The following is an 11485-nucleotide window of genomic DNA, read 5'->3' as shown; positions in this document are numbered from 1 at the left end:
CCCACATCCTTGGTGAGAAAGATGCAGGCAGATGTTTCACACATCTTTGTTGAGACCAAATGCAAGACCAGTGGCAGCGCCAGGCGTGGTTAAGGTGTTCGATAAATCTCGGTTTGAAGCCAGCGATGTGCATCGCGGGGCGCACGCCTGGAGCCGTCGACTCGAACAGCTGGCAAAGCACCGCGAAGGCACCCCGTTTTCGCCATGCTGGGGCGATGCTTTATGTCGTTGGGATACTCACCACGACTGACGGCTTGAAACGTTGCGCCCAACCAACAAAAAAACCCCGCCTGAGCGGGTTTTTTTTGTTGGTACAGTCGGTACATCTGGCTGCAATCGGGTCATGACGGACCGACCAGCGGGCGGACGCCGCTATCTGCTGGCCGGCATCAGTCACCCAACGTCAATAGCGAGGCGTTGCCGCCTGCCGCGGTGGTGTTGACGGTGACGACCTTCTCGGTTGCGAAGCGCAGCAGGTAATGCGGGCCGCCCGCCTTGGGACCGGTGCCGGACAGGCCCTGCCCGCCGAACGGTTGTACGCCGACCACGGCGCCGATCTGGTTGCGATTGACGTAGACGTTGCCTACCGCCACGCGCGAGGTGATGCGGTCGATCGTCTCATCGATACGCGAGTGGACACCCAACGTGAGGCCGTAACCGGTCGCGTTGATCTGCTCGATGACGGCATCGAGCTGGTCGGCCTTCCAGCGAATCACGTGCAGCACCGGCCCGAAAATCTCGCGCTGCAGCTGGGACAGCGATGTCAGCTCATAGGCGCGTGGAGCGAAAAAGCTGCCATGCGCGGTGCTGGCGTCCAAGGTGGTGCTGCCGATCAGACGCGCTTGGCGATCCATGCGTGCCGCGTGATCGTCGAGAATCTTGAGCGCATCAGCATCGATGACGGGGCCAACGTCGGTCGAGAGCAGGCCCGGATCGCCGATCTTCAACTCGCCCATCGCGCCGGCCAGCATCGTCATGACCTTGTCGGCGATGTCGTCCTGGACGAACAGGACGCGCGCCGCGGAGCAGCGCTGCCCGGCCGAGATGAAGGCACTGGAAATGGCGTCTTTGACCACTGCTTCGGGCAACGAGGACGAGTCGGCGATGAAGGCGTTCTGGCCGCCGGTTTCGGCGATCAAGACGCCGATGGCAGCGTCGCGTGCGGCCAGGGTGCGGTTGATGATGCGTGCGGTTTCGGTAGAGCCGGTGAAGGCTACGCCGGCAACGCGCGGGTCGTTGGTCAGCGCAGCGCCAACGGTAGCGCCATCGCCTGGCAGGAACTGCACGACCGCTTCCGGTACGCCGGCCTCATGCAGCAGCTTGACCGCTGCAAAGCCGATCAGGTTGGTCTGCTCGGCCGGCTTGGCGATGACCGTATTGCCGGCCGCCAGCGCTGCGGCGACCTGACCGAGGAAGATCGCCAACGGGAAGTTCCATGGGCTGATGCAGACAAAGACGCCGCGCCCGTGCAGCTGCAGCTCGTTGGATTCGCCGGTCGGTCCGGGCAGACGCTCCGGCGCACCGAACTGCGCACGCGCCTGGCCGGCGTAGTAGCGCAGGAAATCGACGGCCTCGCGGACTTCGGCCACTGCGTCGGGCAGCGTCTTGCCGGCTTCCTTGACGCAGATCGCCATGAAGTCGGGCATGCGCGTTTCGAGCAGATCGGCTGCATGTTCAAGGATGGTGGCGCGGCTCGCTGCAGGCGTGCGGTTCCAGGCCGGTTGCGCGGCCGCAGCGCTGGCCAGCGACTTCTGGACGGTATCCGGATCGGCCGGGTGCCACTGTCCAACCGTCTCGCGGCGATCTGCCGGATTCAACACCGTCTGGCCGGGTGTGCTGATCAGCGCACCGGGCACCAGGGGCGTGGCCTTCCACGGCTTGATCGCGGCGTTGAGTTGCTCGGCCAGCTGGCGCAGATCGTTGTCGTTGGCGAGATTGGCGCCCATGGAGTTTTTCCTGTTCTGGTTCTGGCTACGCAGCAAGTCGGCTGGCAGCGGAATCTTGGGATGCGGGATGGAAGTAAATGACGTCACTGCCTCGACCGGGTCGCGGATGAGGTCCTCGATGGCGACATCCTCGTCGGTGATGCGATTGACGAAGCTGGAATTGGCGCCGTTTTCGAGCAGGCGACGTACCAGATACGGCAGCAGATCTTCGTGCGAGCCGACCGGTGCATAGACGCGGCACGGCAGATCGAGACGATCGGCAGGAATCACCTCGGCATACAGGTCGTCGCCCATGCCGTGCAGTTTCTGGTGCTCGTAGGTCTTGCCTGCCGCAATCGCACGTACCGCCGCAATGGTCTGCGCGTTGTGCGTGGCGAACATCGGGTAGAGCGCGTCGCTGTGCGCGAACATGCGACGTGCGCATGCCAGGTACGACACGTCGGTGTTCTGCTTACGCGTAAACACCGGGTAGCCGGGATGCCCTTCGATCTGGGCGCGCTTGATCTCTGCGTCCCAGTACGCGCCTTTGACCAGGCGCACCGGAATGCGTCGCCCGACACGGCGCGCCACATCGGCAAGAAAATCGATCGTGTACGGCGTGCGTTTTTGATAGGCCTGCACGGCCAGGCCATAGCCTTCCCAGCCATCCAATGACGGGTCGGAGAAGGTGGCCTCGATGATGTCTAGCGACAGTTCCAGCCGGTCGGCTTCTTCGGCGTCGACGGTGTAGCCGATGCCGTACGACTTGGCCAACTGCGCAAGTTCCAGCACGCCCGGCACCAGCTCTGCCATCACGCGGGCGCGCTTGGCGTGCTCGTAACGCGGGTACAGCGCCGACAACTTGATCGAGATGCTGGGCGCGGCAAGTACATCGGTACCGACGAAGTTGCCGCTGCGGCCGATCGCATGAATCGCATCCCGATACGCCTGCAGATAGCGCTGCGCATCCTTCATGGTGAGCGCGCCTTCGCCCAGCATGTCGAACGAATAACGGTAGTTGGCGTTGTCGCCCTTGCGCGAACGCGACAGCGCTTCGCCGATGGTGCGGCCCATGACGAACTGATGGCCCATGATCTTCATGGCCTGGCGCACGGCCAGGCGAATCACCGGCTCGCCGACGCGGCCGATCAGGCGTTTGAAGGCGCCCGGCACATCGGCGCGGGTGAGGTCGTTGAGCTGCACCAGCTGACCGGTCAGCATCAGGCCCCAGGTGGAGGCGTTGACCAGCACCGAATCGCTGCCGCCCATATGCTTCTTCCAATCCGCATCGCCGAGCTTGTCGCGGATCAGCTTGTCGGCGGTGTCCTGGTCGGGAATGCGCAGCAGTGCCTCGGCCACGCACATCAGCAGCACGCCTTCTTCGCTGCCCAGGTCGTATTGGCGCATGAAGGCTTCGATGGCGCCCTGGTCCTGCGCGCGTGCCCGCACACGGGTAACCAAGTCGGCCGCGACCGCCTGCACCTTGGCTTGCTCAGCGGCGGGCAGGCGTGCCTGGTCGAGCAATTCGCGCACGTGTTCGGCTTCGTCCTTGAGCCAGGCCGCGGTGATGGCGGCACGCAATGCGCCAGGTGCGGCGGGCAGTTCGGGCGCCAACAGCGGGCGCGCAACTGAGGTGGAGGCAAGCGGGTCGAGCTGTGCGTTCATGCGAAAGGTGCCTTGGATTCCGTGCTCATTCTAGTGAGCCAGACGGCTTGCGCACTTGTGTGGAAGCGGCGGCTTTCCCGCCGTTTTGTGCATGCCGCCATCGCGCAGAGTGACGGCACGGCCATTGTCGAGCAACGCGGAAGTGATTGATTTGCGCGCACTTTTAGCTGCACTGCAGCAAATTCTTGATCGCCGGAAATGCTTGCCGCATGCGTTGGCGCGGGTCTACCATCGGGCTATTCCCGCAGTGCGCTGCGTGCCGTTTATGATCGAAGTGCTGCCGTTGATGTCCGAAGGGGTTGGGACGCAGCTGCGGTTGCGGCCTCCGCGGGCACTGTCGGCCAGGCAATTCGTGCAACTGTTCGCAGTGCTGGCGGGAACGATGTGGTTATTTGCAGGCCTGGGGTGGTGGACCGGCAATGCGTTCGCGCCGGTGTTTGCCCTGGTGCACAGTGGTGTGGTGGCGCTGGCGCTACGGCAGTTGTGGCGAAGTGGCGAGCGCGAAGAAGCGATCCGGGTGGGGGAAGCCGTTGTTGAGGTGTTTCCGTCCGGGCATGCGCCACCAGCGTTTCAGGCACATCCGCACTGGGTGCGGCTTTGCATAGAACGCGATGACAGGGTGTTGCTGGTCAGCAGCGGCAAGCAGATCGAGATCGGAAGTTTTCTCGGGCCGGCCGAACGTGTGGAACTGGCAATAACGCTCAAACGCTTGCTCGCGGCCGCCAATGGCCGTCACCGATGACGTAAGGGTCTAGGCAATGACGCAACGCAGCAGCTGGAAGTCGATCAACACCTGCACACACGTGGGCCTGGCGATGGCGGCGCTGCTGAGCGCGCCGGTGGCCTGGGCGCAATCGGCCGATCCCAAGGAATGGCAGCTCAACATGGGGCGCGGAGTGACCCAGACCGCGCGGATGGCCTACGAGGCGCACATGGTGGCGCTGTGGGTGTGCGTGGTGATTGGCGCGCTGGTGTTCTCGGCGATGGGCTATGCGATGTTCAAGTTCCGCAAGTCCAAGGGCGCGGTGGCCGCACAATTCAGTCACAACACCACCGCGGAAGTGCTGTGGACGGTGATTCCGGTCCTGGTGCTGATTGCGATGGCGTGGCCGGCGACGGCAAAACTGATCGCGATGTACGACACCCGCGAATCGGAAATGACGGTCAAGGTGACCGGCTATCAGTGGATGTGGAAGTACGAATATCTGGGCCAGGGCGTGGAATTCACCAGCCGCCTGGCACGCGAATCCGATCGTATCCGCCAAAGCGGCGAGCGCCCCACCGCGGCCTCGCAGCCGCACTATCTGCTGGATGTCGATAACCGCCTGGTGCTGCCGGTCAACACCAAGATCCGCTTCGTGATTACCGCCGACGATGTGATCCACGCCTGGTGGGTGCCGGCGCTGGGATGGAAGCAAGATGCCATTCCCGGCATCGTCAACGAAGCCTGGACCAACATCGAGCAACCGGGCGTGTATCGCGGGCAGTGCGCCGAGTTGTGCGGCAAGGATCATGGCTTCATGCCGATCGTGGTGGAGGCGCTGCCCAAGGCTGACTTCCAGCGCTGGCTAGCGTCGCGTCGTAGCGCGTCAGGCACTGCTCCGGGAGCGGCGCCAGCGGCCGCACCGACGCCGACCAGTGCACCGGCCGCTCCGCAAGGTGACGCCGCGCCTGCGGCGACACCGGCCCAGGCCGCAACACCGACCGCCGCTCTTTAATCGCCCGCAATCGCTCGCTTCGCAGAGGTCGTTCCGTCATGGCGCATACCGCAGTCGATCACCACGGACACCACCAGCCCGGTTTCGTCGAGCGCTGGTTCTTTTCGACCAATCACAAGGATATCGGCACGTTGTATCTGCTGTTTTCCTTCGTGATGTTCATCATCGGCGCGGCGATGAGCGTGGTGATTCGCGCCGAATTGATGCAGCCCGGCTTGCAGTTCGTCAAACCGGAGTTCTTCAACCAGATGACCACCGTGCATGCACTGGTGATGATCTTCGGCGGCGTGATGCCGGCTTTCGTCGGCTTGGCCAACTGGATGATTCCGTTGCAGATCGGTGCGCCGGACATGGCGTTGCCGCGTATGAACAACTGGTCGTTCTGGTTGTTGCCGGTCGCCTTTACCCTGCTGCTGCTGACGCTGTTCCTGCCGGGCGGCGCGCCGGCAGGCGGCTGGACGCTGTACCCGCCGCTGTCGCTGCAGGGCGGCTACAACGTCGCCTTCAGCGTGTTTGCGATCCACGTGGCCGGCGTCAGCTCGATCATGGGCGCGATCAACATCATCGCCACCGTGCTGAACATGCGCGCGCCAGGCATCGATCTGCTCAAGATGCCGATCTTCTGCTGGGCCTGGCTGATCACCGCGTTCCTGCTGATCGCGGTGATGCCGGTGCTGGCCGGCGCGGTGACCATGCTGCTGACCGACAAGTTCTTCGGTACCAGCTTCTTCAACGCGGCCGGCGGCGGCGACCCGGTGATGTACCAGCACATCTTCTGGTTCTTCGGGCACCCGGAGGTGTACATCATGATCCTGCCGGCGTTCGGCGTGGTCAGCGAGATCATTCCGACCTTTAGCCGCAAGCCGCTGTTCGGTTACCAGGCGATGGTCTACGCCATTGCCGCGATCGCCTTCCTGAGCTTCATCGTCTGGGCCCACCACATGTTCACCGTGGGCATGCCGCTGGGCGGCGAAATTTATTTCATGTTCGCCACCATGCTGATCTCCATCCCGACCGGGGTGAAGGTGTTCAACTGGGTCAGCACGATGTGGAAGGGCTCGCTGACCTTCGAATCGCCGATGTTGTGGGCGGTGGCGTTCGTGATCCTCTTCAGCATCGGTGGGTTCTCCGGCCTGATGCTGGCGATCGTGCCGGCCGACTTCCAGTACCACGACACCTACTTCGTGGTGGCGCACTTCCACTACGTGCTGGTGACCGGTGCGGTGTTCGCGCTGATCGCGGCGGTGTACTACTGGTGGCCCAAGTGGACCGGGCGGATGTACAACGAGACCTGGGCCAAGGTGCACTTCTGGTGGACGATGGTGTTCGTCAACCTGCTGTTCTTCCCGCAGCACTTCCTTGGCTTGGCCGGCATGCCGCGGCGCATTCCCGACTACAACGTGGTGTTTGCCGACTGGAATCTGGTCAGTTCGATCGGTGCGTTCGGCATGTTCGTCACGCCGTTCCTGATGGCCGCGATCCTGCTGTCCTCGCTGCGCAGTGGCGCGCGTGCACAGGCCCGCTCCTGGGAAGGTGCCAAGGGTCTGGAATGGACGGTGCCGTCACCTGCCCCGGCGCATACCTTCACCGTGCCGCCGGTGATCAAGCCTGGAGATCTTGCACATGAAGACATCGGCCACTGAGTCCGCCTCGGAGCCGGCGGTGACGCGTCTGTTATCTGCTGCGGAACGGCAGGCGCAGCAGCGCCGTGCGGTACGCCGTACCGCGATCACGGTCGGCATCATCGCGTTGCTGATCTATGCGGGCTTCATCGCCTCGGGAGTCATCGGGCGGTGAGTGCACGCGCGCCCGCACACGCACCCACAGCCGGCTTGTTCAAGCTGCTGGGCGTGGTGCTGGGCGTGTTCGTGCTGACGTTTTCCCTGGTGCCGCTCTACCGCATCGCCTGCGAGAAAGTGTTTGGCATCCGCATGGAGCGTGCGCCTGGGAGCAATCGCACAAACGCGGGCGCGCCACCTGCCGCCGGCAAGCGCACGGTGCGCGTGGAGTTCGATGGCGGGGTCAATTCCAAACTGCCGTGGACCTTCCATCCCGAACAGATGACGATGGATGTGGTGCCGGGCGAGCTCAACGAGGCGCTGTATTTCGCGCGCAACGATGGTGCACGTGCGGTGGTGGGCAGTGCGGTGCCTTCGGTTGCACCTGCGCGTGCGTCGGGCTACTTCAATAAAACCGAGTGCTTCTGCTTTACCGCGCAGACCTTGCAGGCCGGCGAAACGCGCGACATGCCGCTGCGTTTCATCGTCGACCCGGCACTGCCGCCGGAAGTCACTACGATCACCCTGTCCTACACGTTCTATCGCAACGACGCGCTGACCTCCGAACTGCAGGGCGGAGGCGCAGCTGGCGCGCCACGCGCTGCGCCGTAACCTTCCATCCACCCGTACCACGACACGGAAGCAACGCCATGGCCGATCACAGTCCCAACGCCGATGCGTATTTCGTCCCGAGCCAGAGCAAATGGCCCTTTGTCGGGTCGATTGCGATGTTCGTGATGATGATCGGCGTGGCCAGCTGGCTCAACGACGCGGCATGGGGGCGCTGGACCTTCTTCGCCGGCGTGGCGATGCTGCTGGCGACGTTGTTCATGTGGTTTGGCGATGTCATCCGCGAATCCAATGCCGGGCATTACAACCGCCAGGTGGATGGCTCGTTCCGCATGGGGATGGTGTGGTTCATCTTCTCCGAGGCGATGTTTTTCTGCGCTTTCTTCGGTGCGCTGTTTTACACGCGTGTGCTGACGCTGCCCTGGCTGGGCGGGGAAGGCGACGGCGTGATGACCAACGAGCTGCTATGGAATGGTTATTCCGCTGCGTGGCCGACCAATGGCCCGGGCACCATCGGTGGGCAGTTCCAGACCATTCCGGCCTGGGGCCTGCCGCTGATCAACACGCTGATCCTGCTCAGTTCCGGCGTGACCTTGACCATCGCCCACCACGCGCTCAAGGGAGGGCGCCGCGGCGCGCTGCTGTTGTGGCTGGGGTTGACCGTGCTGCTGGGCTGCGTGTTCCTGTTCCTGCAGGCCGAGGAATATATCCACGCCTATACCGAGCTCAATCTCACCCTGGGCTCGGGCATCTATGGTTCGACCTTCTTCATGCTGACCGGCTTCCACGGCATGCATGTGCTGCTGGGCACCATCATGCTGGCAGTGATGTGGCTGCGCGCGGCGAAGGGGCATTTCAACCGCGACAACCACTTCGCTTTCGAAGCGGCCGCGTGGTACTGGCACTTCGTCGACGTGGTGTGGCTGGCGCTGTTTTTGTTCGTGTATGTCCTTTGAGGCGGGGATTCGGGATTGGTGATTCGGGATTCGTAAAAGCGGCAGGCTTTAGTTTTTACGAATCCCCAATGCCGAATCCCCAATCCCGGCTCCTCAGCGGCCGAGCCCATGTGGCTTGATCCAGCCGGTGTAGATGCCGAGGATCACGATGGCGATCAACGCCACCGATAGACCGATGCGCCAGGTCAGGGCGTTGACGGTGCGCTTGGTCTGGCCACGGTCGGTCAGTAGGTAGTAGAGGCCGGCGCCCAGGTTCCATAGGATCACGATCAGGAAGGCGACAATCAGCAGCGTCTTGAGCGAATCGTTCACAACAGCCCCGGGTGCAGTCGGCGTGGTGATGGCATTGCACGCTTTTTTGCGCCGCTTGTCATGACGCGCAAGCACACGGCGGTCATCGGTTGGTGTCTGGCGCTGCTGGTGAGCGCGGGTTTCGCGGCGCTTGGGCATTGGCAGTTGCAGCGCATGCAGAGCAAGCAAGCCTTGCTGGACCGTGCCGCACATGTGCGCGACACCACGCTGCCCTTGGCACCGGCGCTGGCGACGAAGAATGAGTTGGCATGGGTACGCGGGCAAGTGCGTTTTTTGCCGCAGCTGGTCTTGCTGGACAATCAGCTGCATGACGGGCGTGCCGGTGTGCGCGTGTATCAACTGGCAGCGCCGGAAGGTGGATCGACAGACGTGCTGGTGGATCTGGGCTGGTTGCCATTACCGGCCGATCGGCAGTTGCCCGGCATCGTTGCGCTGAAAGGCGTGCAGACCGTGCAGGGGCTCTTGAGCGCTCCGCCGTCGGCGGGGCTGGCGATCGGACCGGCGCTGGCGCCGGGGGCTGCGGCGCAGACCTGGCTGGCCACGCGACTGGATCTGCAGGCCTTACGCAGCACGCTGGGCAGGCGCGACATTTCGTCGCAGGTCCTGCGCCTGGACCCTGCACTGCCGGTTGGCTACGCGCGCGATCTGGACATGCTGCCAAACACGCTACCACCCGCGCGGCACTTGGGTTACGCGGTGCAATGGTTCGGGTTGGCCGCCGCGGTCCTGGCGACCGCAATGCTGCTGACATGGCGTGCGCGCCGCCGCGACCGCGGGCACTGACGCCTGCGGCATGAGAAAATCGTCAGTATGACCTCCTCCACATCGGCCACGCCGCACTCGGTCAAACGCGGCCGCAGGATGCTGATTGCCCTGGCGGTGCTGTTCTTCGGCTCGATGTTGCTGGCCGGCGTGCTGCGCTTCTCCGGATGGCAGCCGGCGTCGATGCGCAATCACGGCGAGCTGCTGAAGCCGCCCGCGGATCTGCGGGCGCTGGTGCCGGTCCGTGCGAACGGGCAACCGTATGCATGGGCGCCGAGCGAGCGCATCTGGCGCATTGCAGTGGCGCCGCCGGCCGATTGCACGCAGCAGTGCGTGGCGTTGGCCGCGGAACTGGACAAGGTGTGGCAGTTGCTCGGGCACCGCGCCGACAAGGTGGAGGTGCTGTGGATCGGCCCGCCGCCGGCCGGGCTGCCGCCGATGCCTGCATTGCGCGTGCTACGCGACGATGCCCGCCTGCGCCAGGCATTGCCGCGCGGCACCGATGCGGCCGGCGTGCCGGTGTATGTGATCGACCCCAATGGCTTTGTGATCCTGCGGTATGCCCCCGGTTTCGACCCGGCCGGCCTGCGGTCGGATCTGGTCAAGCTGCTGAAACTGATGTGAGCCCGTTTCGATGAACCTGTTTGCGCCACCGGCGTTGTTCCGTCACTTCCATCGCATGGCCTGGCTGGCCGCGTTGTTCACTGCAAGCACGATCCTGTTCGGGTCGTTCGTCCGTTTGTCCGATGCCGGCATGAGCTGCCCGGACTGGCCGACCTGCTACGGCCGCGTGACCTGGCCGCAGACCAGCGACGAAGCCAACACGCACGTGGCCAGCAAGATCCGCCCGCTGGAATCGCACAAGGCCTGGCGCGAACAGGTCCACCGCTTCCTGGCCGGTGCGTTGGGCGTGGAAGTGCTGGTGCTGTCGTTGCTGGCGGTGCGTCGCCGTCGCATGGGCATTGCCCAGGTGGTGTCGGCCGCGGTGCTGGTGGCGTTGTCGATCCCGCTCTATATGTCCGGCTGGCACGCCATGGCCTTCGGCGTGGCGATCGCCGGCGAGGCCATCCTGCTGCTGGCGGCATTGCGCTGGAGCAACATCGATCTGGCGCGTGCAGCGGTGCTGACGCTGGCGGTGGTGATTTTCCAGGCGTTGCTGGGCATGTGGACGGTGACGTTGCTGCTCAAGCCGATCGTGGTGATGGGGCACCTGCTGGGCGGCATGCTGATGTTCTCGCTGCTTGTGTGGATGGCCTGGCGCGCGACGCATCTGCCGATCACCCTGGCCGATGCATCGCGCTTGAAGTGGCTGCTGCGCCTGGGCGTGGCGGTGCTGGGCCTGCAGATCGCGCTTGGTGGCTGGGTCAGCGCCAACTACGCCGCGCTGGCGTGTGGCGGCGGCAGCTGGTCGGCCGACAACTTCCCGCGCTGCGTCAGCCAGTGGTGGCCGCCGCACGATTTCCGTGAAGGTTTCACGCTGTGGCGCGGCATCGGAGTGGATTACGAAGGTGGCGTGCTGGACGGTGCGGCGCGTATCGCGATCCAGATGGCGCATCGGCTATGGGCAATTGCGACCGCGCTGTACTTGTGGTGGCTGGCCTGGCGCTTGTCGCGTTCGCCGGGCATGCGGGTGTGGGCCGGCGCATTGGCGCTGCTGGTGGCCGTGCAGGTGACCCTGGGCATGCTCAACGTGAAGCTGGCGCTGCCGCTGGAGGTCTCGGTCATGCATAACGGCGGGGCGGTGGCGTTGCTGTTCGTGCTGGTCTCGCTGCTGGCGCGGCTGCGCGCGCCGGAGTGAG

The 11485-nt window shown here is 64.2% G+C and carries 11 protein-coding genes; 9 read left to right on the top strand and 2 right to left on the bottom strand.

Features of this window, described 5'->3' with window-relative positions; genetic code table 11:
- Positions 1 to 389: 389 nt before the first annotated feature.
- Positions 390 to 3590, bottom strand: a complete 3201-nt coding sequence (putA, locus tag LN450_RS14635) for a bifunctional proline dehydrogenase/L-glutamate gamma-semialdehyde dehydrogenase PutA (RefSeq protein WP_011348844.1) — start codon at positions 3588 to 3590, stop codon at positions 390 to 392.
- Positions 3591 to 3855: 265 nt separating this feature from the next.
- Between putA and LN450_RS14630 the strand changes: the two genes are divergently transcribed.
- From LN450_RS14630 to LN450_RS14605, 6 genes are read left to right on the top strand one after another with little or no spacing between them, the layout of a single operon-like run.
- A complete protein-coding gene (locus LN450_RS14630) occupies positions 3856 to 4332 on the top strand; it encodes a DUF2244 domain-containing protein (protein ID WP_039417578.1) in 477 nt (158 codons plus the stop codon).
- Positions 4333 to 4348: 16 nt separating this feature from the next.
- Positions 4349 to 5308: a cytochrome c oxidase subunit II gene (gene coxB / locus LN450_RS14625; RefSeq protein WP_011348842.1), complete on the top strand. Its 960-nt coding sequence runs from the start codon at positions 4349 to 4351 to the stop codon at positions 5306 to 5308.
- A gap of 38 nt (positions 5309 to 5346) precedes the next feature.
- Positions 5347 to 6951 (top strand): cytochrome c oxidase subunit I, encoded by a 1605-nt coding sequence (ctaD, locus tag LN450_RS14620; protein WP_005911527.1) that lies wholly within the window; start codon positions 5347 to 5349, stop codon positions 6949 to 6951.
- Positions 6932 to 7105, top strand: coding sequence for a hypothetical protein (locus LN450_RS14615; protein WP_003484652.1), 174 nt, complete (start codon positions 6932 to 6934; stop codon positions 7103 to 7105). Before ctaD ends, LN450_RS14615 begins: the two co-directional genes overlap by 20 nt.
- Complete coding sequence (locus LN450_RS14610; RefSeq protein ID WP_008577454.1) at positions 7102 to 7698, top strand: cytochrome c oxidase assembly protein; 597 nt, start codon at positions 7102 to 7104, stop codon at positions 7696 to 7698. Before LN450_RS14615 ends, LN450_RS14610 begins: the two co-directional genes overlap by 4 nt.
- 38 nt (positions 7699 to 7736) lie before the next feature.
- Positions 7737 to 8612, top strand: coding sequence for a cytochrome c oxidase subunit 3 (locus LN450_RS14605; RefSeq protein ID WP_011348841.1), 876 nt, complete (start codon positions 7737 to 7739; stop codon positions 8610 to 8612).
- Positions 8613 to 8705: 93 nt separating this feature from the next.
- On the opposite strand, the gene LN450_RS14600 is transcribed toward LN450_RS14605, so the two are convergent.
- Positions 8706 to 8924 carry a twin transmembrane helix small protein gene (locus tag LN450_RS14600; protein ID WP_003484642.1) on the bottom strand — a complete coding sequence of 73 codons (219 nt, stop codon included), beginning with the start codon at positions 8922 to 8924 and terminating at the stop codon, positions 8706 to 8708.
- A gap of 60 nt (positions 8925 to 8984) precedes the next feature.
- On the opposite strand from LN450_RS14600, the gene LN450_RS14595 reads away from it, so the two are divergent.
- Genes LN450_RS14595 through LN450_RS14585 form a run of 3 tightly spaced genes read left to right on the top strand, consistent with a single transcriptional unit; the run spans position 8985 to position 11484 of the window.
- On the top strand, positions 8985 to 9707 hold the full coding sequence (locus LN450_RS14595; protein ID WP_011348840.1) for an SURF1 family protein: 723 nt from the start codon (positions 8985 to 8987) through the stop codon (positions 9705 to 9707).
- A 27-nt stretch (positions 9708 to 9734) separates the two neighbouring features.
- Positions 9735 to 10310, top strand: a complete 576-nt coding sequence (locus tag LN450_RS14590; protein ID WP_011348839.1) for a hypothetical protein — start codon at positions 9735 to 9737, stop codon at positions 10308 to 10310.
- Positions 10311 to 10320: 10 nt separating this feature from the next.
- Positions 10321 to 11484 carry a COX15/CtaA family protein gene (locus LN450_RS14585; protein WP_011348838.1) on the top strand — a complete coding sequence of 388 codons (1164 nt, stop codon included), beginning with the start codon at positions 10321 to 10323 and terminating at the stop codon, positions 11482 to 11484.
- Position 11485 lies beyond the last annotated feature (1 nt).

It is taken from the genome of Xanthomonas euvesicatoria pv. euvesicatoria (genome assembly GCF_020880415.1).
Taxonomy (GTDB): domain Bacteria; phylum Pseudomonadota; class Gammaproteobacteria; order Xanthomonadales; family Xanthomonadaceae; genus Xanthomonas; species Xanthomonas euvesicatoria.
This window is presented reverse-complemented; position numbering and strand designations above follow the sequence as displayed.

What these genes read in the sequence shown, in the direction of transcription:
- putA (WP_011348844.1), bottom strand. Translation starts at nt 3,590, where the DNA reads ATGAACGCACAGCTCGACCCGCTTGCCTCCACCTCAGTTGCGCGCCCG.
- ctaD (WP_005911527.1), top strand. Translation starts at nt 5,347, where the DNA reads ATGGCGCATACCGCAGTCGATCACCACGGACACCACCAGCCCGGTTTC.
- LN450_RS14595 (WP_011348840.1), top strand. Translation starts at nt 8,985, where the DNA reads ATGACGCGCAAGCACACGGCGGTCATCGGTTGGTGTCTGGCGCTGCTG.
- coxB (WP_011348842.1), top strand. Translation starts at nt 4,349, where the DNA reads ATGACGCAACGCAGCAGCTGGAAGTCGATCAACACCTGCACACACGTG.
- LN450_RS14630 (WP_039417578.1), top strand. Translation starts at nt 3,856, where the DNA reads ATGATCGAAGTGCTGCCGTTGATGTCCGAAGGGGTTGGGACGCAGCTG.
- LN450_RS14605 (WP_011348841.1), top strand. Translation starts at nt 7,737, where the DNA reads ATGGCCGATCACAGTCCCAACGCCGATGCGTATTTCGTCCCGAGCCAG.
- LN450_RS14615 (WP_003484652.1), top strand. Translation starts at nt 6,932, where the DNA reads ATGAAGACATCGGCCACTGAGTCCGCCTCGGAGCCGGCGGTGACGCGT.
- LN450_RS14585 (WP_011348838.1), top strand. Translation starts at nt 10,321, where the DNA reads ATGAACCTGTTTGCGCCACCGGCGTTGTTCCGTCACTTCCATCGCATG.
- LN450_RS14590 (WP_011348839.1), top strand. Translation starts at nt 9,735, where the DNA reads ATGACCTCCTCCACATCGGCCACGCCGCACTCGGTCAAACGCGGCCGC.